This is a genomic window from Ruegeria sp. CF2 (assembly GCF_056537385.1).
On sequence record NZ_JBQFRL010000004.1, the window covers coordinates 197,895 to 216,749 of the forward strand.

At 61.2% G+C, this 18,855-nt stretch carries 16 protein-coding genes; 10 read left to right on the top strand and 6 right to left on the bottom strand.

Annotated features, from left to right (window positions below; all coding sequences use genetic code 11):
• Positions 1-15: 15 nt before the first annotated feature.
• Positions 16-1,761 (bottom strand): thiamine pyrophosphate-dependent enzyme, encoded by a 1,746-nt coding sequence (locus ACR0IR_RS16510; RefSeq protein WP_170365937.1) that lies wholly within the window; start codon positions 1,759-1,761, stop codon positions 16-18.
• A gap of 224 nt (positions 1,762-1,985) precedes the next feature.
• On the opposite strand from ACR0IR_RS16510, the gene ACR0IR_RS16515 reads away from it, so the two are divergent.
• Positions 1,986-2,357, top strand: a complete 372-nt coding sequence (locus tag ACR0IR_RS16515; RefSeq protein ID WP_254440382.1) for a fluoride efflux transporter FluC — start codon at positions 1,986-1,988, stop codon at positions 2,355-2,357.
• A complete protein-coding gene (locus ACR0IR_RS16520; RefSeq protein WP_170365938.1) occupies positions 2,354-2,716 on the top strand; it encodes a fluoride efflux transporter FluC in 363 nt (120 codons plus the stop codon). Before ACR0IR_RS16515 ends, ACR0IR_RS16520 begins: the two co-directional genes overlap by 4 nt.
• A gap of 7 nt (positions 2,717-2,723) precedes the next feature.
• Here the strand turns inward: ACR0IR_RS16520 and ACR0IR_RS16525 are convergent, their stop codons facing one another.
• The 4 genes from ACR0IR_RS16525 to ACR0IR_RS16540 are packed head-to-tail and all read right to left on the bottom strand — an operon-like array spanning position 2,724 to position 6,721.
• A complete protein-coding gene (locus tag ACR0IR_RS16525) occupies positions 2,724-3,050 on the bottom strand; it encodes a cytochrome o ubiquinol oxidase subunit IV (RefSeq protein WP_244952445.1) in 327 nt (108 codons plus the stop codon).
• Positions 3,043-3,675: a cytochrome c oxidase subunit 3 gene (locus ACR0IR_RS16530; RefSeq protein WP_170365940.1), complete on the bottom strand. Its 633-nt coding sequence runs from the start codon at positions 3,673-3,675 to the stop codon at positions 3,043-3,045. The genes ACR0IR_RS16525 and ACR0IR_RS16530 overlap by 8 nt, the downstream gene beginning before the upstream one ends.
• On the bottom strand, positions 3,672-5,762 hold the full coding sequence (locus tag ACR0IR_RS16535) for a cbb3-type cytochrome c oxidase subunit I (RefSeq protein ID WP_480779146.1): 2,091 nt from the start codon (positions 5,760-5,762) through the stop codon (positions 3,672-3,674). The genes ACR0IR_RS16530 and ACR0IR_RS16535 overlap by 4 nt, the downstream gene beginning before the upstream one ends.
• Entirely contained in the window at positions 5,759-6,721 is a 963-nt protein-coding gene (locus tag ACR0IR_RS16540) for a cytochrome ubiquinol oxidase subunit II (RefSeq protein ID WP_367647706.1), read from the bottom strand. Before ACR0IR_RS16540 ends, ACR0IR_RS16535 begins: the two co-directional genes overlap by 4 nt.
• 139 nt (positions 6,722-6,860) lie before the next feature.
• Between ACR0IR_RS16540 and ACR0IR_RS16545 the strand changes: the two genes are divergently transcribed.
• From ACR0IR_RS16545 to ACR0IR_RS16580, 8 genes are all read left to right on the top strand, one after another.
• Complete coding sequence (locus ACR0IR_RS16545; protein WP_170365944.1) at positions 6,861-8,096, top strand: lytic murein transglycosylase; 1,236 nt, start codon at positions 6,861-6,863, stop codon at positions 8,094-8,096.
• A gap of 418 nt (positions 8,097-8,514) precedes the next feature.
• Positions 8,515-10,143 carry a peptide ABC transporter substrate-binding protein gene (locus ACR0IR_RS16550; RefSeq protein ID WP_480779147.1) on the top strand — a complete coding sequence of 543 codons (1,629 nt, stop codon included), beginning with the start codon at positions 8,515-8,517 and terminating at the stop codon, positions 10,141-10,143.
• Positions 10,144-10,211: 68 nt separating this feature from the next.
• Entirely contained in the window at positions 10,212-11,135 is a 924-nt protein-coding gene (gene oppB, locus ACR0IR_RS16555; protein WP_093963128.1) for an oligopeptide ABC transporter permease OppB, read from the top strand.
• A gap of 13 nt (positions 11,136-11,148) precedes the next feature.
• Positions 11,149-12,078, top strand: a complete 930-nt coding sequence (locus ACR0IR_RS16560) for an ABC transporter permease subunit (RefSeq protein ID WP_170341315.1) — start codon at positions 11,149-11,151, stop codon at positions 12,076-12,078.
• A gap of 1 nt (position 12,079) precedes the next feature.
• Complete coding sequence (locus ACR0IR_RS16565) at positions 12,080-13,885, top strand: ABC transporter ATP-binding protein (RefSeq protein ID WP_170365946.1); 1,806 nt, start codon at positions 12,080-12,082, stop codon at positions 13,883-13,885.
• Between the two features lie 218 nt (positions 13,886-14,103).
• Positions 14,104-14,997 (top strand): UTP--glucose-1-phosphate uridylyltransferase GalU, encoded by an 894-nt coding sequence (gene galU / locus ACR0IR_RS16570; RefSeq protein WP_093963131.1) that lies wholly within the window; start codon positions 14,104-14,106, stop codon positions 14,995-14,997.
• A 72-nt stretch (positions 14,998-15,069) separates the two neighbouring features.
• Complete coding sequence (locus ACR0IR_RS16575) at positions 15,070-16,506, top strand: mannose-1-phosphate guanylyltransferase/mannose-6-phosphate isomerase (protein WP_170365948.1); 1,437 nt, start codon at positions 15,070-15,072, stop codon at positions 16,504-16,506.
• A 255-nt stretch (positions 16,507-16,761) separates the two neighbouring features.
• Positions 16,762-17,838 carry a DUF2793 domain-containing protein gene (locus ACR0IR_RS16580; protein ID WP_170365950.1) on the top strand — a complete coding sequence of 359 codons (1,077 nt, stop codon included), beginning with the start codon at positions 16,762-16,764 and terminating at the stop codon, positions 17,836-17,838.
• Between the two features lie 33 nt (positions 17,839-17,871).
• On the opposite strand, the gene fcl is transcribed toward ACR0IR_RS16580, so the two are convergent.
• Positions 17,872-18,849, bottom strand: coding sequence for a GDP-L-fucose synthase (fcl, locus tag ACR0IR_RS16585; RefSeq protein ID WP_170365952.1), 978 nt, complete (start codon positions 18,847-18,849; stop codon positions 17,872-17,874).
• Between the last annotated feature and the right edge of the window lie 6 nt (positions 18,850-18,855).

Sequence of the window (18,855 nt, forward strand, 5' to 3'; positions counted from 1 at the left end):
CCTTGGGCCAACCGGTCAGAGGTTGGCCTTGAGTTCCTTGACCCAGTTGTCCCACTGCGCGTGTTCACCCTTGGCCAGCAGGATGCCTTCTTTCAGTTTCGACATGCCGAAACCCCAGGCCATCTTGGTATCGATATGCGGAGGCATGACCAACTCGCCGGGCGTGACCATGGCGTCGATGATGAATGGCTTTCGGCTGGCTTTGGCCCGCGCGACGGCCTCGGGGATGTCAGCCGCACGTTCCACACGGACCCCATCCCCACCGCAAACCCTCGCGTATTCCGCAAAGTCCGGGTTCACCAGATCGGTAGCAGCGGGGTTCAGCGGATAACCCGCCACCTCCATCTCCATCTTCACGAAGCCGAGCGTCTGGTTGTTGAAGACCAGCACCTTGATGGGCCACTCGTAGCGCACGGCAGTCACGAAATCCTGCATGGACATGCCAAAACCGCCATCCCCGCAGAACGCCCAAACCTCGCGCTGCGGATCCAGTGCGGCGGCTCCCAACGCCGAAGGCAACCCGGACCCCAGTGACGAATGGTTGAACGACCCCACCATGCGCCGTCCGCCTTTCATCCGCGTCTGACGCGCCACCCAGACCGTGCATTCGCCGATGTCCATTGCAAATATCGCGTCATCGGCAGCCTTGTCGGAGACCTGCCGCGCGAATAGCTGCGGGTGGAGTGGCTCGGTGTCGCGCTCGAGACTGGAGTCGCGGTCTTGCTGCGCCAGCCATTTCGTACACAGCTTGACTTGACGATCGGCAAACGCCCTGTCGTCCTTTGCGGCCAGCTTTGGCAAGAGCAAATCCAGCGTCGCGCCCACATCTCCCAGCAATCCCGATGCGATGGGCGCGCGGCGTCCCAGATGTTCGACGTTGCGATCGATCTGGATGATTTTCGCGTTTTCCGGCAGGAACCACTCGTATGGGAAGTCCGTCCCCAGCATCACCAGCACATCGCAGTCGCGCACTGCATGATACCCGCCGGGATTGCCGATCAACCCGGTCATCCCGACCACGTTGGGATCATCATAGTCAAAAATGTCCTTGCCCTTGAGGGAATGCGTGATCGGCGCGTTCAGCCGTTGGGACAGAGCCAGAACCTTGTCTTTGGCTTCTCTGCATCCCACGCCGGCGAAAAGAGCGACTTTCCTGCCCGCGTTGATGATCTCAGCCGCACGGTCGATTTCGGATTCGGGCGGGATCAGCGTTGATGGCGTTTTCAGGATCGGGTGCAGTTGGTGCAAGCTGGGCACCTGCTGTTCGGATATGTCGATGGGCAGTTCGATCCGCACGACCTCGCGGTTGATCAAGGCGCGTTGCACGGCGATCTGAGCCAGTCGCGGCATCTGGTCCGGCGAATTGATCACGGCCTGATAGCCGCAGACATCCTCGAACACTTTCTCAAGATTGACTTCCTGGTGGTATCCGGTCCCGCGCTCCCGATGAGCGACCTGACCTGTGATCGCCACGACCCCTGCACCCTCACGCCGGGCGTTGTACAGTCCATTGATCAGGTGAAGCGCGCCGGGACCGACGGTTCCGGCACAAATCCCGATCCCGCCGGTCAGATGCGCCTGGGCATAGGCTGCATAGGCTGCGTTTTCCTCGTGCCTGACCCCGATCCATTCGAATCGGCTATCCCCGCGCATGGCTTCAAGCAGGGGGTTGAGCGCATCGCCCGTCACGCCGAAGATCTGGCACCCTCCGGCATCCGCGAGAATATCCAGCAATACCTTGCATACGGAATTCGACGTCATGACCTGCCCTCTGGTTCCGACCCCATCGGGCCTGTCCCGATAGATCGTGGGCAGGTTGCCCTTTGATTGCAAGCCTTTGTACAGCCACCCCGGGCATCGCGCGGATTTGCGGTGGCTTGGTTGCGGCGGTTGAACCCGGGCGGCACAGCCGCTATCCAAATCCAAACCCCACAGGCGGAGAAGCGTCCTTGGCCAAAACTCAGGCGGCAGTTTCGGGGAAGCCCATGATGTACGCCGCCGTCTTTGTCGGCGGGGCGGCTGGGTCGATCCTGCGCGAACTGTTTGCGCTGGAAATCCCGGGGATGCCGTTGCTGACATCGACCTTCGGCATCAATGTCGTGGCCTGTTTCATTCTGGGATGGCTCTACGCCATACGGGGCCGGGTGCATGCCCATGTTCTGCACCTCGGGGCCGTTGGTTTCTGCGGCGGATTGTCGACGTTTTCGTCCTTTGCCGCCGAACTGGAACGGATCGCTGAAACCGACGGCTGGTCGGTCATCTTCCCGTTGGCGGCCGAAGTTATCTGTGGTTTGGGCGCGGCCATTCTGGGCGAGGCAATCGGACGCCGCCGCAGCTCAGGAGGGCGGGCCGAATGACCGATCTGTATCTGCATGCGGTGTTTGGGCTGGGCGGCGGACTGGGAGCAGTCCTTCGCCACTGGGTCGCGCGGGCCATCACCCACGACCTGCCGGTCTCGACGCTGGTCGTGAACGTATTGGGCAGCCTGTTGTTGGGGCTTTGGATCGGGTACCTCGGCGGGCCCGTGGAGATGGCCGAAGAAGAAAAGCGCCTGGTTTTCGGCTTTTGCGGAGGGTTCACGACATTCTCCAGCTTTGCCTACCAGTCTCTTGAACTGCAGCGTGAGCGGACGATTGTCCTTGCGGGTGGAAACATCCTGCTCAGCCTCGGACTGTGCTGGCTGGCCCTGTGGCTGGGACTGTGGATGATGGGCTAGCCGGTCGCTACATGCCCGGCATGTGCATCCGCATGGCCAGATTGCCCAGGATCCAGACCGTTCCAAGAATGATGATCAGCAGAACCAGCGTCGAGAACAGGACCAAATCCAGATCTTCGCGGCTGCTGCGGCGACGGTCGATATGCAGGAAATAGACCAGTTGAACGATTAGCTGCGCCAAACCCAACAGCCCAATTGCAAGGTAGACACCCTTGGTCTCGATGCCGAACCAGTAGGCGATCGCAAACACGGTGAGTGTCAGCAACAGCGAGCCGCCATAGCCGATCACATACCGGCGCCGCTCGCGCCTGTGCATCTCGGACCGTTTATCCATAGGTCAGCCCTCCGAAATACACGATGGTGATGATGCCGATCCAGATCAGATCAAGGAAGTGCCAGAACAGTGCCAGCCGCACCACGCGCGAAATCACGAGGTCGGTCATCCCCATGACCCGCAGTTGAATGCCCAGAACGACCAGCCACACACAGCCCGCAGCCACATGCAGCCCGTGCAGAGGCACCAGCCCGTAGAAGGCGGACAGGAAACCGCTGCGCTGCGGGATGCCGCCCTTGTCCGCCATCGACATGAAATCGCGGATCTCGAGGACCAGAAAACTCAGCCCAAGCAGCAGCGTAACCCCGAACCACAGGACGATCCGACCGCGCGGCAGGTTGTATTTCAGCGCCAGCATGGCAAGTCCAACAGTCAGGCTGCTGGTCAACAAGATCAGCGTCTGGGCAAAGATGCTGTAGAGATCGAACAACTCGTGCGGACCCGGACCACCGGCCTGCGCGTCGATCATGGTGATGTAGACGCCGAACATCAGCCCGAAATAGACCAGGTCGCTCATCAGAAAGACCCAGAAACCGAAGGTCACCACTTCGGTCGCCTTGTGGGCGCTGGCATGACGCCGCCCAAGGTTCAGACCGGGGTAACTGTGGGTTGGTGCAGGCTTCATGTCGCTGCCTCCAGATCCGGTCGGGCAAGCCCGGTGTTTTCTGGGGCGCCTTCGTGATCCCGGTTCACAGGGGTCGCGTTGCGGACCAGGTCCAGCCAGGCCTCGTGCTGCCTGCGCACCTCGTCAGCAGACACCACTTCTTCGGTATCGGTCTGAAAGGTCCACAGGATGAACGACAGGATCATCATCACTGTCACCAGCGCCGCCAGCCACCAGATCCACCAGACCAGCGCAAACATCCACACACCGCTGAGCACGCAGAGCACGAAACCGATGCCGGTGTTGCGCGGCATGGTGATGTCCTCGTACCGGTCGGGGTGCGGGTAGGCCTCGCCACGCTCTTTCGCGGCGGCAAAATCGTCGCGGTCCGTGACATGCGGGATGATCGCGAAATTGTAGGGCGGCGGCGGGGCCGGAATCGACCATTCCAGCGTGCGGGCGTCCCAGGGGTCGCCAACCGGAACGCGGCTCTGTTCCCGGTTGCGGATGCTGACCCACAGCTGCACGACGACCGAAAGCAAGGCCGCCAGAATGACCAGCGCGCCGATGACGGCTGTGATCATGTAGGGGTGAAAGCTCGGATCCTCCCAGCTGTAGGAGCGGCGCGGCATACCCATCAGACCCACGAAATACAGCGGCAGGAAGGTCAGCATGAAGCCCACCGTCCACAGCACGACCGAAACCCGCCCCCAGGCCTCATCCAGGCGGAAGCCGAACGCCTTGGGAAACCAGTAGTTGTAGCCAGCAAGCAAGCCGAACAGGACACCCGGCAGCAACACGTTGTGGAAATGCGCGACCAGGAACAGCGTATTGTGCACTTGGTAATCGACGGTCGGGTTGGCCAGGATCACACCGCTGAGCCCCCCGATCACGAACAGCAACAGAAAGGCCAGCCCGTACAGCATCGGCACCGAGAACCGGATGCGGCCGCGATACAGGGTGGCCATCCAGTCATAGACCTTAACGCCCGTGGGAATGGCGATCAGCATCGTGGCTATGCCGAAGACCGCGTTGATCAGGGCGCTTTGACCCATGGTGAAGAAATGGTGCAGCCAGACGGTAAACGACAGCACCGCAATCGACATGGTCGCGATCACCAGCGAGTTGTAGCCATAGAGCCGCTTGGCCGAGAAGGTCGCGAAGACTTCGGAATAGATACCATAGGCCGGCAGAACCAGCAGGTAGACCTCGGGGTGACCGAACAGCCAGAACAGGTTGGCATAGTTCATCATGTTGCCGCCCAGGTCATTGGTGAAGAAATGGAAATCAAGATACCGGTCGGCGGCCAGCAACAGCGCCGCCACCCCCAAAGGCGGCATGGCGAACACGATCAGGATCGAGCTGCAGATGATCGTCCAGCAATACATCGGCAACCGCATGAATTTCATCCCCGGCGCGCGCAGCTTGTAGATCGTGACGGCAAAGTTGATCCCCGTCAGGGTGGTGCCGATGCCCGACACCACGATCGCCCAGATCCAGTAATCCGGCCCCACGCCCGGATTGAAGGCCGCGCCGGTATAGGGCGGATAGGCCGTCCAGCCGCCGGTGGAAAACTCGCCCACCACCAGGCTGACCATCAGCATCATCCCCGCCGAAACCGTCAGGCCGAGGCTGATCTGGTTCATCACCGGAAAGGCCACGTCGCGCGCGCCGATCATCAGCGGGACAAGGAAATTCGCCAGTCCGAACACGAAAGGCACCGCAACGAAGAAGATCATGATCGTGCCGTGGGTGCTGAACAGCTCGGCAAAGTGTTCGGCCTCGAGGAACCCCTCGCCCGGCCCGGCCGCCTGTTGGGCGCGCATCACGACGCCTTCAAGAACGCCGCGCGCCAGCATGACGATGGCGAAGACGATATACATGATGCCGATCTTCTTGTGATCCGCGCTGGTCAGCCAGTCACGCCACAGCGGCCCCCACAGGCGAAACCAGGTGAGCAGCCCCAGAACCGCGACCACACCGACGATCACGACGCCCGCCGCGGCATTGGCCACGATTTCATTCGTATTGGGGTCTTGGATCAGCCCGGCGATGGGGAAGGCATCCCAGTTCAGACGGCCGAAGAAACCGGACTCGGCAGATGTCATTGCTTGTCCTCCTGGCCGAATTGGGCGGTTCCCGGTTGCTGATCCAGTGGCAGAGGTTGCCCGTTGTGATACCGGCCCAGGATGCTGTGGAACAGATCGCGATCATCCAGACGGAAATACAGCGCATTGTCCGGCATCTGCGCGGTGCCAAGCGCGGCCTGAACCTCGTCCCGGTCCGTCCGCATGGCCAGTATCCGATAGGTTGCCGGGTCCAGAACGATACCGTTCTGCCGAACACGGTCGACCCATGAGTCGAAATCCGGCGGCGGCATCGCGACCGTCTGGAACTTCTGCTTGGTGAAGCCGCGCCCGTTGTACTGGGTGTTTTCGCCCTGCATTTGTCCGGGGGCATCAGCCACGAGATGCAATTGGGTCGTCATTCCCGGCATCGCATAGATCTGCCCTGCCAGGGCTGGAACCATGAACGACTGCATCACCGTGTCCGTCGTCAGTGTCAGGGCGACCTGTTGTTTTGTCGGTACCCCGAACTCACCCACCGTCGCGATGCCCAAGTCGGGGTAGATGAACAGCCATTTCCAATCCAGCCCCACCACCTGCACGCGCAGGGCTGGTTCATCGCCGAACGGGGCCGCGTAAGGGTCCAGCCGGTGGGTTGCTTTCCAAAGATAAAAGGACAGCAGCGCCACGATCACCACCGGCACACCCCACATCGCGGTTTCCAGCATGGGCGAGAAATCCCATTTGGGCCGATAGGCAGCCGGGCTTTGCGCGCGGCGCCGATAGCGTAGAGCGATCAAGGGGACCAAAACCAAAACCGGAATGACCGCGATCAGGATCAACGCGGTTGCGCGCACCAGGTGTGTTTTTTGGACCGCCGCAATAGGACCTTGAGGATCCATGAAACTGTCGCTGGCCAGAGCCGATTGCGCCGTGCCCAACCACAATACGACCACGATCAGCGCTGTCAGTACCGCAGGTATAGTCCTGTTTCCACTCACGCCGGATCGCCCTCATCAAACCTCAGGTTGGTGCAACTATCGGCAGAGTCAGCAAATTTCACAAGGTTTTTCCCCGGCGGCCAGGAACCACGTCACCGTCGAGTTGACTTGACCAGTGGCTCGGGTCAGTCATTGTGTCATGCGTTTACTGCTTTTTCTGATTGGACTGATCGCGTTTTCCGGCGCAGCGATCGCGCAGGACCGAGCTGTGGTCGAGCGGCAGTTTCAGGACTGGTTGCAACAACAGGTCTGGCCGTTGGCACGGGCACAGGGTGTATCGCGCCGCACGTTTGACAGCGCAACCGACGGGGTTCGCCTGAATTGGGAACTGCCTGATCTTGTGCCGCCGGGCTCTCCAGCACGGACACCCCAAAAGCAAAGGCAAGCCGAGTTCGGGTCCCCCGGCCGGTATTTCAACGCAAATTCGGTTCAGGGTGCCGCCGCCGGCGGTCGGCGTATGGCCAAGCGTCATGCGGAAACGCTGCGCCGGGTCGAGGCGCAGACCGGCGTTCCCGCCCGGATCATCCTTGCGGTCTGGGGCCGAGAAAGCGGCTATGGGCAGGTTCCGATCCGGCATGACGCAATCCAGGTGCTGGCCACCAAGGGATTCATGAGCACGCGTGCGGAGTATTTCACCGGCGAACTGATCGCCGCGCTGCAGATCGTCGAGGCCGGTCACGTGAACGGCCGCGCGATGAAAAGCAGTTGGGCCGGTGCGTTGGGCCAGCCGCAATTCATGCCGACCAGCTTTTTGAACCACGCCGCCGACGGTAATGCAGACGGCCGAGCCGACATTTGGGGGTCGGCAGACGACACGATTGCGTCGATCGGAAACTACCTTGCGCGGCACGGTTGGGTCAGCGGCCGCGATTGGGGGTTCGAGGTGACCGTACCGGCGTCTGTGTCCTGCGCGCTTGAGGGTCCCGACCAGGGCCGGGCGATCCGCGACTGGGTTGCCATGGGCATCACACGCGTCTCGGGCCGCCCCTTCCCCGAACACGAGCTGCGCGGCGAGGGCTACCTGATGATGCCAGCTGGCCGGAACGGTCCGGCCTTTGTCGTAACGCCCAATTTCTACGTTCTCAAAGACTATAACATGAGCGACCTCTACGCCCTGTTCGTGGGCCATGTGGGCGATCGCATTCAGTATGGCGTGGGCGATTTCAAAGGGCGCTGGGGCAAGGTGGGCGGTCTGTACCGATCGGATATCGCGACCATGCAGCAGGCGTTGATCGCGATGGGGCACGACGTGGGCGGTGCCGACGGGCTCCCGGGATACAAGACCCGCCGGTCGATCGGCCGCTGGCAGGAAGAAACCGGCCAGCGCCCCACCTGTTTCCCCGAAGCCGGGATGAAGTCGCGGCTGCGTCCCTGACCGCTGGCGATTCGCCTGATCGGGCGAAAGCGAGCGGCGAAATTCTGCCGAAACAGATCGCGCCTCGGGCTGCAATCCGGGCGGCCTGGGCACAAAAATATCGCAACGATACACGCCATCGTTACAAAATTTCAGCGACCACGCGTCACGAAGTTTCTTTCTACCTTTAGGCGATCCGAACTCATGGGAAGGCTTTAACCCTGCCCAAAATAGTGGCACGGTCTCGGCCAGCGAGAGGAAGCTCTTGCATCCACTTCACCGACTGCAATCCAGAAAGCTGCGACGCAGTGTTCCTTGCGAATTGGCACAACCCAAAATTCAAAAGAACCGGGTCCCAGCGGATGTCGGGCAACCAGGGCCGCCGGACGCCATCCCATATGGATGCGCAGACCGCCGCCACAATAATTGGGAGAAGATCATGAACACCATCCTTCGAAACTCGGTGGCGGGCCTGCTGTGCTCGACCTTCATCACCGGAGCCGCGCTGGCCGCGGGCACCCATCCGGTCACCGGCGAGCCGCTGGCCGATGACCAGACCTTCGTCTACCGCGTGCTGGACGAGCACAGCTCGGTCGACCCGCAGGTGGTCGAGGACGTGTCGGGCGCCGAGATTGTCCGCGACCTGTTCGAAGGTCTGATGAACCAGGACGAAGACGGCAACCTGGTTCCGGGCGTGGCCACCGGCTATACCACCAACGAAACTAAGGACGTTTACACCTTCACCCTGCGCGACAACGCCAAGTGGTCGAACGGCGATCCGGTCACCGCACATGATTTCGTTTTTGCGTGGAAACGCGCCGTCGATCCGGCCCTGTCCTCGCCCTATGCCTGGTTCATGGAACTGATGTCGATCGAGAACGCCGCCGAGATCATCGCGGGCGACAAGCCGGTCGACGACCTGGGCGTCAAGGCGATCGACGACCACGCGCTGGAAGTGAAACTGAGCGCGCCGCTGCCCTATTTCCCGCAGATGACCACGCACTCGACCACCTTCCCAGCCCCGCAGAAGGTCATCGAGCAGTTCGGCGATGAATGGACCAAGCCCGGCAACATCGTCTCGAACGGCGCCTATGTCCTGACCGAGCACCTGCCCAACGAACGCTCGGTGCGCGAGCGCAACCCGATGTACTGGGACAACGACAACACCATCATCGACAAGGTCGTGGCGCTGGTCATCAACGATGAAAACGTGGCCCTGACCCGCTATCTGGCCGGTGAGCTGGACCGCACCGAGGTGCCCGCAGGCCAGTTTCCGCGCCTGAAGAAAGAATACCCGAACGAGGCGATCAGCTTCCCGCGCCTGTGCAACTACTACTACACGTTCAACCTGTCCGACGGCGGCCCCGAGGCCTTCAAGGACCCGAACGTGCGTCAGGCCCTGTCGCTGGCGGTTGACCGTAAGATCATCACTGAGAACATCCTGGCCGGCGGTCAGCCCGAAGCCTATACCTTCGTCCCCGAAGCCACCGCAGGGTTCACCCCGCCGGTCGTGGAAATGGCGTCGATGACGCAAGCCGAGCGCGACGAGCTGGCCAAGGAACTGCTGGCCGAGGCCGGATACGGTCCCGACAACCCGCTGAGCTTCGCGATGGTCTACAACACCTCGGAGGCGCACAAGAAAGTCGCCGTGGCCCTCAGCCAGATGTGGAAGCAGAAGCTGGGCGCGCAGGTCGAACTGGCCAACATGGAATGGAAGATCTTCCTGGAAGAGCGCGGCAACCAGAACTTTGAACTGGCCCGTGGCGCATGGTGCGGGGACTACAACGAAGCCTCGACCTTCCTGGACCTGCTGCAGTCGGATTCCGGCTATAACGACGGCAAGTACAACAATGCCAAGGTCGACGAGCTGCTGGCTCAGGCCAAAACCTCGGACGATCCGGCCCCGCTGTACACCGAGGTTGAGCGGATCATCGCACAGGAAACCCCTGTGATCCCGATCTACCACTATGCCGGTGTCTACATGATGGACAGCGACGTGGGGAACTGGCCGGTGAACAACGTCGAGCAGAACTGGTACTCGAAGAACCTCTACAAGATCGCCGAGTAATCATCATCCTTTGATCGCGCCCTGCCCCGGACATGCTCTGGGGCAGGGCCAATAATTGGGGGCATGAAATGCTTGCCTATGTCATCCGGCGACTGCTGATCGCCGTTCCGACGATCCTGTTGCTGATCGTCGCCAGTTTCTTTCTGATGCACTTCGCGCCCGGCGGGCCCTTCACCTCGGAGCGGCCGTTGCCGCCGCAGGTTCTGGCCAATATCGAGGCGCGCTATGGGCTGGACCAGCCGCTGTGGAAACAGCTGTGGGACTACCTGTACAACATCGTGGTGCATTTCGATTTCGGCCCGTCCTTCAAGTTCAAGGACCGCGACGTGAACGACATCATCGCGCAGGGCTTTCCGATTTCGCTGACCTACGGGATGCTGTCCTTCCTCGTGGCCACGCTGGTGGGCGTCAGTTTGGGCATCGCCGCCGCGATCCGCCACAACAGCTGGATCGACTATTTCGCCGTGGGTCTGGGCATCGCTGCCCAGGCGCTGCCGAACTTCATCATGGGCCCGATCCTGATCCTGACCTTCACCCTGTGGCTGGGCTGGCTGCCGGGCGGCGGCTGGAACGGGGGCCAGTGGCAATATTTGATCATGCCCGTCATCGCGCTTGCGACCTCGTACATGGGCTCGATCGCGCGGATCACGCGTTCGTCGATGCTCGAGGTTCTGAATTCGAACTTCATCCGCACCGCGCGGGCCAAGGGCCTGCCCACCAGAACCGTGATCTGGCGCCATGCGCTGAAACCCACGCTGCTGCCGGTGGTTTCCTATCTGGGGCCGGTCTTCGTCTATGTGCTGACCGGGTCGGTGTTTGTTGACATCTACTTCTCGACCGGCGGCCTGGGGCAGGCCTATGTGGGTTCGGCCCTGTCGCGCGACTATGCCGTGCTGCTGGGGGTCACGATCCTATATGGCGTTCTGACCGTTCTGGTGAACCTGCTGACCGACTTGGCTTATGCCTGGTTCGATCCGAAAATCCGTTACTGAGGGGGGTTGGCAAATGCTTGGAAAATCTCAGAAAGCCGCCCATCTGGCCGAAGACATCACCGATTACACGGTCATTCAGGGGCGTTCGCTTTGGCAGGACGCGCGGATGCGTTTTGTCCGCAACAAGGCCGCCATGGCCAGCGTGTTCATCCTGGGCCTGATCGTTCTGTTCACGATCATCGGGCCCTACTTTGCCGTCTGGAGCAACGAGGAAATCGACTGGAACGTCATGGGCGACGTGGCCGGCATGGGGATGCCGTCCATCGAGACCGGGCACTATTTCGGAGTCGACGATCTGGGGCGCGACCTGTACAGCCGGGTCATCCAGGCCACCACCACCTCGTTGCTGGTGGGTCTGATCGGGGCGGCCACCGCGCTGATCGTCGGCACCTGCTACGGCATCGCCGCCGGTTACATCGGCGGGCGCGTCGACGGCGTGATGATGCGCTTCGTCGACATCCTGCTGGCTATTCCGGCCACGCTGGTCATCATCCTGCTGCTGGTCGTGGCGGGGCGGTCGTTCTTCATGCTGTTCATCGCGCTGGGTGCGGTGGGCTGGCTGACCATGGCGCGGATCGTGCGCGGCCAGACCCTGACCCTGAAGAACCGCGAGTTCATCGAGGCCGCCCGCGCCGCCGGTGTCAGCGAGTTCACCATCATGTACCGCCACATCCTGCCCAACCTGCTGGGCGTGGTGATCGTCTATGCCTCGCTGCTGGTGCCCGAGATGATCCTGACGGAAAGCTTCATCTCGTTCCTGGGGCTGGGGATCTCCGAGCCCTATACCTCGTTGGGTCGTCTGATCGCCGAGGGCGCCGGAACCATGGGTTACGGCACGTTGTGGCAACTGATGTACCCCCTGGCATTTTACGTCACCATCATCATCACGATGTTCTTCATCGGCGATGGCCTGCGTGACGCACTGGATCCGAAGGACCGCTGACATGAGCCTGCTTTCCGTAAAGAACCTGAGCGTTCAGTTCGACACGCCCGACGGGGTGGTCGAGGCCGTCAAGAACATCAGCTTTGAAATCGCGCCGGGCGAATGCCTGGGCATCGTCGGCGAAAGCGGGTCGGGCAAAAGCCAGACCTTCATGGCCGCGATGGGGCTGCTACCGCCGGCGGGCCGGGCCACCGGGTCGGTGCTGCTGAACGGGCAGGAAATTCTGAACCTGCCCGTGAACAAGCTGAACCAGATCCGCGGTGCCGATGTGGGCATGATTTTTCAGGACCCGCTGACAGCCCTGACTCCGCATCTGCGGGTTGGCCAGCAGATGCGCGAAGTCTTGCAGGTGCACGAAGGCCTGCAGGGTTCGGCCGCGCGGCAACGGTGCCTGGAATGGCTGGACCGCGTGCGCATCCCTGAGGCCGCGCGCCGTCTGGACCAGTTCCCGCACGAGCTGTCGGGCGGGATGCGCCAGCGGGTGATGATCGCCATGTCGATGCTGTGCAATCCCAAGCTGCTGATCGCCGACGAACCGACCACCGCGCTGGACGTGACCGTTCAGGCCGACATCCTGGACCTGATGGTGCGTCTGCAAAAGGACGAAGGCACGGCCATCGCCCTGATCACGCATGACATGGGCGTCGTGGCCCGCATGTGCGACCGGGTGCAGGTCATGCGCCTGGGTGAGTTCGTCGAGGCCGGTGACACGCGCGAGATCTTCCACGCGCCCAAGCACGACTATACCCGCACCCTGATCGAGGCCATGCCCCGCATCGACGCGGGCGACGCGCCCAAAGCGGTGGAGACCGACGAGGCGCCGCTGCTGAAGGTCGATGACGTCAAGGTGCATTTCCCGATCCACGTTCCGGGCGGCATCTTTGGCCGCAAGGTGCCGTTGAAGGCGGTGAACGGGGTCAGCTTTGACATCCGCAAGGGTGAAACCCTGGGCGTGGTCGGTGAATCTGGCTGCGGCAAGTCCACCCTCGCCCGTGCCGTGCTGCAGCTGATCGAGCCGAGCGACGGGAATGTCAGCTGGCTGGGCCATCCGATCGTCGGGCTGAAACGGGCCGAGCTGAACAAGTACCGCAAGGATCTGCAGATCGTGTTCCAGGACCCGCTGGCCAGCCTGGACCCGCGAATGACGATCTCCGCCTCGATCGCGGAACCGCTGAAAACCTATCGCCCCGACCTGACCGAGCGCGAGCGCAAGCAGATGGTCGCCGAGATGATGGAACGGGTCGGCCTGAACGCCAACATGATCAACCGTTACCCGCACGAGCTGTCGGGCGGTCAGAACCAGCGGGTGGGCATCGCCCGGGCGATGATCAACAAGCCCAAGCTGATCATCTGCGACGAGGCGGTCTCGGCGCTGGACGTATCGATCCAAGCGCAGATCGTGCAGCTTCTGAAGGAACTGCAGCAGGAGTTCGGCCTGTCGATGATCTTCATCAGCCACGACCTGTCGGTGGTGCGCGCGGTGTCGAACCGGATCATGGTTCTGTATCTGGGTCGCATCGTCGAACTGGGCGATGGCGAGGTGATCTGCGCGAACCCGGTTCATCCTTACACGCAATCGCTGATCTCGGCGGTTCCGATCCCGGACCCGGATGTCGAGCGCAGCCGCCAACGGCTGAAACTGCCGGGCGAACTTCCCTCACCCATGGATCCCAAGGCGGCGCTGCGGTTCCTGCCCAGCCGTCTGGCGGCGGGTCAGACCGACTATGTTCCCGCGCTCAGCGAGATTGCGCCTGGGCACTTCGTGGCCGAGCATGATCCGCTGGAAGCGATCATGGCAAACGCTTGATCCTGTCCCCGAAGCCGGACAACCGGCTTCGGGGTCCTTGCCCGTTAAGGCAGAGTTATTGGAACTGGGTGTTTTGACTTTGCCATGAGCAAATGGCACCCTTCGGTCGTTTTCGGCCTGTTTTTTCGGGCATCATTGATTGATCCGGTTTCGCAGCCTAAGAGGAAGCCCCGGATGCACCACGTCCGCCGGCTAAGTTTTTGAATTTGAGAGGTCACATGTCACGCAAGGTCACCAAGGCGATTTTCCCTGTCGCAGGATTGGGCACCCGGTTTCTTCCGGCAACGAAATCCGTTCCGAAGGAAATCATGACGCTGGTCGACCGGCCCCTCGTTCAATATGCCATCGACGAAGCACGCGCTGCGGGTATTACAGAGTTCATCTTTGTCACATCACGCGGGAAATCGGCGCTCGAAGACTATTTCGACCACAATCTCGTGCTGGAGCAGGAACTGAAGGCCAAAGGCAAGGATGATTTGTTGGAGGTTCTCGAGAACACCAACATGGAAAGCGGTGCTATCGCCTATATCCGCCAACACAAGGCTCTGGGGCTGGGACACGCCGTATGGTGCGCCCGCCGCCTGATCGGCGATGAACCCTTCGCGGTCATGCTGCCAGACGACGTTATTGCGGCCGACAAACCCTGCCTGCAGCAGATGGTCGAGGCTTATGAAGAAACCGGCGGCAACATGGTCGCCGCGATGGAGGTCGCACCCGAAAAAACCAGCTCGTACGGGATTCTGGACGCCGCCGACAGTTCCGGCAAGGTGATCCGCGCCCGCGGCATGGTTGAAAAGCCCAAGGCCGACGAGGCTCCGTCGAACATGGCGGTCATCGGTCGATACATTTTGGGGCCATCGGTGCTGTATAACCTCAATCAGATGAAGAAAGGCAGCGGCGGAGAGATCCAGCTGACCGATGCCATCGCCGAAGACATCGGCAACGGTGTCCCGGTTTTCGGATACCGCTTTGATGGTCAACGCTTCGACTGCGGATCAAAAGCGGGCTTCCTGCAGGCTACCGTGGCCTTTGCCCTGGCCCGGAATGACCTGCGCGACGACCTGAGCGCCTATTTGAATGATATTGTTGCCACAGGTCGGGCCGCCCAATAAGCAGCGGTCCTTCACCCACCCTGTGATGACTGCGATAAAACGTCAGAAAATCAGCCGAAAAGCCCATTCGTCATGACCACCATCTATCCTGTCATTCTGTGCGGCGGCTCCGGAACCCGGCTTTGGCCGCTGTCCCGAAAAAGCTATCCCAAACAGTTCGTGCCTCTGGTCGGAAACAGCAGCCTGTTGCAGGACTGTGCGGACAGGATGCGAGGGCCCAAGGACGCGCCGTACGCCAAGCCCCTGATACTAACCAATGAATCGTTCCGCTTTATCGTCACCGAGCAGCTTACCGCCATTGGTGTCGACCCCGGTCCGATCCTTATTGAGCCTGAGGGCCGCAACACGGCTCCGGCGGTCTTGGCGGCCGCGCTTTACCTGTCGAAGGTAGACCCGGAAGCTTTGATGCTGGTGGCGCCGTCCGATCACGTCGTTCCCGACAAGTCCGCGTTCCACGCGGCGGTTTCGCAAGGTGTGACCGCCATCGAGAGGGACCGCCATCTGGTGACGTTCGGGATCACTCCGGACCGGCCGGAAACCGGATATGGATATCTGAAGCTCAGCGCTGCGCCCGACGCGACAGGTGCTGCGGTCGCATTGGACCATTTCGTTGAAAAGCCCGATCTGGATCGGGCCAAGGCCATGATTTCCGATGGCAGTTACCTGTGGAATTCCGGCATTTTCCTGTTTGCGGTGCGCGACATCATCGCTGCATTCCAGGATCATGCACCCAACCTGTTGCCGCCGGTACAGACTGCCGTCGAGGACGCGAAGGCCGATCTTGGCTTTCTGCGACTGGATGCATTGGCCTGGGGGAAAGTCGAAGACATTTCGATCGACTACGCGGTCATGGAACGGGCCAAAAACCTGAGCGTTGTTCCCTATGCCGCCGGCTGGTCGGATGTCGGCAGCTGGTCGGCCGTCCAGGAGCTGAGCAGCCCCGACGAAAACGGCGTTGCGACCACCGGTGAGGTGACGACGATCGACTGCAACAACGTGTTGATCCGGTCCGAGTCAGCCTCCCAAGAAGTCGTGGCCATGGGGCTCGAGAACATGATCGCTGTGGCCATGCCGGATGCCGTTCTGGTGGCCAGCATGGACAAGGCACAGGATGTCAAACAGGCCGTGGCCGCCCTTAAGGCGAAAGGGGCACCGCAAGCCGAAGCTCTGCCGGTCGACCATCGCCCCTGGGGCTGGTTCGAGAGCCTGGTCGTAGGCGAACGATTCCAGGTCAAACGGATTCACGTAAACCCCGGTGCGGCCCTGAGCCTGCAATCCCACCACCACAGGTCCGAGCATTGGATCGTTGTGGAAGGTACCGCCAAGGTCACGATCGATGACAAGGTTCGTCTGGTCAGCGAAAACCAGTCTGTCTACATCCCCCTTGGCGCGGTTCACCGCATGGAAAACCCCGGTAAGGTGCCTATGGTCCTGATCGAGGTCCAGACCGGCGCCTACCTCGGAGAGGACGATATTATCCGGTACGAGGATGTCTACGCCCGCAACTGATCGTGGCTGAACACCTCGGCTCCGGTCGCCAACGGTTCACACTTTGGGCGAACAAGACAGAATCAGCTGGCCGACTTCCATACTAAAAATATCCACAGCCGCCCCGAAAGGGCGGCTTTGTTTCGTATTTGGAAATCCACAAGTAACCAAATCCTTTTTGTGCCGTTCGCACGTGAAAGCGGGGATTCATCCCATCCGCGGCAGGGTGGCGCGCAGCGAATTCCGTGAATCGATGGCCCAAGGAGGATCCCGCCCGTGTCCCAAATCACCCCCCGTTTGAATCTGCCGTTTCTGCAACCGTCACAGGCGCAAAAACACGTTACCCACAACGAAGCGCTGCGGCAGCTGGACCTGATCGTGCAGCTGAGTGTTGTGGCTCTGGATGAAACCATTCCACCTGCGGCACCAGGTCAAGGTGCCATCTACGGCTTGGGGGCCAGCCCGACAGGCGCCTGGGCGGGGAGGCCTGGGCAACTCGCGGCTTGGCTGGACAATGCTTGGGTCTTTGTCACTCCGGCAAACGGATGGCGCGTTTGGGACCAAGCCAACGCCGCGCTCAAGGTCTGGGACAACGGGGGATGGATCGATCCTCCGGTCAATACTGCAAACCTTGCCGGGGTCGGGGTCGCAACCGGATACGATCCGACCAACCGGCTTTCGGTACGAAGCCCAGCCACATTGCTGAGCCACGACGGAAGCGGCCACCAGTTGAAGATCAACAAGGCAAGCGCGACTGACACGGCCTCCCTCCTGTTTCAGTCCAACTGGACCGGCCACGCCGAGATGGGCCTTGCGGGCAGTACCGATTTTTCCATCAAGGTTTCACCGGACGGAGGCTCTTGGACCGAGGCGGTGCGCGTGGATGCCACATCAGGAACGATCAGCGGCTCGGCCGTTCAAGCAAACCCTGAAGATGTAACACCCGGACGGCTGATGCGAGCCGACTACGGATATGGACCGGGCAACCTCGTGGGTCCGGTGACGCAGTCTGGCGGGACCCCGACCGGCGCGGTGATCGAACGCGGCGCAAATGCGAACGGCGAATTCGTTCGTTTCGCGGACGGAACCCAGATCTGCACCCTCGCGGCGAGTTCGGTGGCCTGTACTGCCGGCATGGGGCCACTGTTTGCAAGCGCCCAGAATACTTGGATTTTCCCTGCGCCTTTTGCTGTGGGCAGTACTCCGACCCTGAGCGGCAGCGGTAATGCTCTGGGACGGTTCATCAGCTTCGATTTGCCAACCGAAACGCAGGTAGCGTGGCAAGTTCTGTCGGCGGCGTCCGATCCGGCAACTATAAGCCCGACAGTCGCAGCCATCGGCCGCTGGTTCTGATCACCGAACGCACCCGGTCTTTGGGCCGGGTGCTTATTTGGCCCGCAGGTCGTCGGCCGATTGATCAAGGAACCAAGCATAGGTCTCGCGGATACCATCTTCCAGCTCTATGCGTGCCTTCCAGCCCATCTTGGCCAACCGGGAAACGTCCATCAGCTTGCGCATCGTACCATCTGGCTTGGTGGTGTCCTGCGTGATCCAGCCGGTATATCCGGTGATTTTGGCGATCAGTGCGGCCAGCTCGGCAATCGAAACGTCCTGCCCGCAGCCCACGTTTATGTGGCTCAGCATGGGTTGCGTATTGGCCTGATACACGTCCTGCGGCAAATCCATTACGAACAGCGATGCCTCGGCCATGTCATCGACATGCAGGAATTCACGCCGCGGCTTCCCAGTTCCCCAGATCACCACTTCGTCCAACCCGTCGCGTTTGGCTTCGTGGAAGCGGCGGATCAGTGCTGGCAGAACATGGCTGTTCTCAGGGTGGAAATTGTCGCCCGGCCCATACAGGTTGGTCGGCATGACCGACCGGTAGTCGACCCCGTGCTGGCGGTTGTAGCTTTCGCACAGCTTGATTCCGGCGATCTTGGCGACCGCATAGGGTTCGTTCGTCGGCTCCAAAACACCCGTCAGCAACGCGTCTTCGCGCATCGGCTGCGCTGCTTCACGCGGGTAGATGCAGGAACTGCCCAGCTGCAAAAGACGCCGTACGCCGGCCGCAAAAGCCTGATGGATCACGTTGCACTCGATCATCAGATTTTCGTAAATGAAATCTGCAGGATACGTGTTGTTGGCGTGAATCCCCCCCACCTTGGCAGCGGCCAGGATCACGACGTCTGGCCGCTCGGCCTGCATGAAGGCGCGGACGGCCGCCTGATTGGTCAGATCCAATTCGGAATGGGTTCGGGTCACCAGTTCAAGCGCCTCACCATCAGCCTGGCGCGCCTTGAGCTGACGCAGGATTGCTCCACCCACCATGCCACGATGTCCGGCGATGTAGATCTTGCGCATTTCTGC